Source organism: Armatimonas sp. (assembly GCF_031410135.1).
Classification (GTDB): domain Bacteria; phylum Armatimonadota; class Armatimonadia; order Armatimonadales; family Armatimonadaceae; genus Armatimonas.
On record NZ_JANNYP010000096.1, the window covers coordinates 1 to 1,129 of the forward strand.

Annotated in this window: 1 protein-coding gene; it reads right to left on the reverse strand. The window is 62.7% G+C overall.

The window, feature by feature from the left end:
- Positions 1 to 31: 31 nt before the first annotated feature.
- Positions 32 to 1,129, reverse strand: a 1,098-nt coding sequence (locus RMO15_RS03640) for a DUF1501 domain-containing protein (protein WP_309707916.1), incomplete at its 5' end; no start/stop codon positions are given.

The following is a 1,129-nucleotide window of genomic DNA, read 5'->3' on the forward strand; positions in this document are numbered from 1 at the left end:
CCCGGAGGGAGACACCCCGTTCACGGGGCGGCTAGCGGAGAATTCCTTGGATCACCTCGCCGTGCACATCGGTGAGGCGGCGGCGGGTGCCGTTGTGGTAGTAAGTGAGCTTGGTGTGGTCTATTCCCAGCAGGTGCAAGACCGTGGCGTGGAAATCATAGACGCTGACCGGGTTCTCGGCGGTGTCGTAGCCCAGTTCGTCGGTGCTGCCATAGGAAAAGCCTGGTTTGAGGCCCGCGCCCGCCATCCAGCAGGTGTAGGCAAAGGGATGGTGGTCGCGACCAGGCTTGCCGATGCCCTGAGTGATCGGGGTGCGGCCAAACTCCGTGGTCCAGAGGATCAGGGTATCGTCGAGCATCCCACGCTGTTTTAAATCCGCAAGCAGGGCGGCGACGGGCTGGTCCATACTCTTGGCCTGGGTCAGGTGGTTGTCGCGCAGGTCCTCGTGGCCGTCCCAGTTGATGCGCGGCGAGCCAAACGCGCCGCCATGATACAGCTGGACAAAGCGCACGCCTTTTTCGAGCAAGCGCCGGGCGAGCAGGCAGTTTCGGGCAAACCCACCAGCGATCGGATCGTCGATGCCGTAGAGCTTCTTGATGTGCTCGGGCTCGCCCTCGAAGCTCACCACTTGGGGAATGCTGACTTGCATCCGCGCCGCCAGCTCGTAGGCCTTGATCCGTGCCGCCAGCGCCGAGTCGCCGGGGTTGGCCGCGCCGAACTCACGGTTCATCGTGCTCAGCAGCCCCAGCGCCGCCTGCCGATCCGTCGCTTTCACGTCACTTGACGGAAAAAGATTGTCCACGGGGTTGCCTTTGGGATTAAAGGCCGTCCCTTGGTGCGTCGCAGGCAGAAACCCCGATGTCCAGTTGATCGCACCGCCCGCCGGGAGTCCACGGGGGTCGGGAAGCACCACAAAAGCGGGCAGATCCTGGTTTATCGTTCCCAGGCCATAGCTCAGCCACGCGCCCAGACATGGAAAGCCATTGAGGGTAAAGCCGGAGTTCATCTGGAACGTCGCGGGGGTGTGGTTGGCGGACTTGGCCTTCATTGAGCACAGAAACGTGATGTCATCCACTCGCTCTGCAATATGCGGCAGCAGCTCGCTCACCCAGCGCCCACTCTTGCCGTG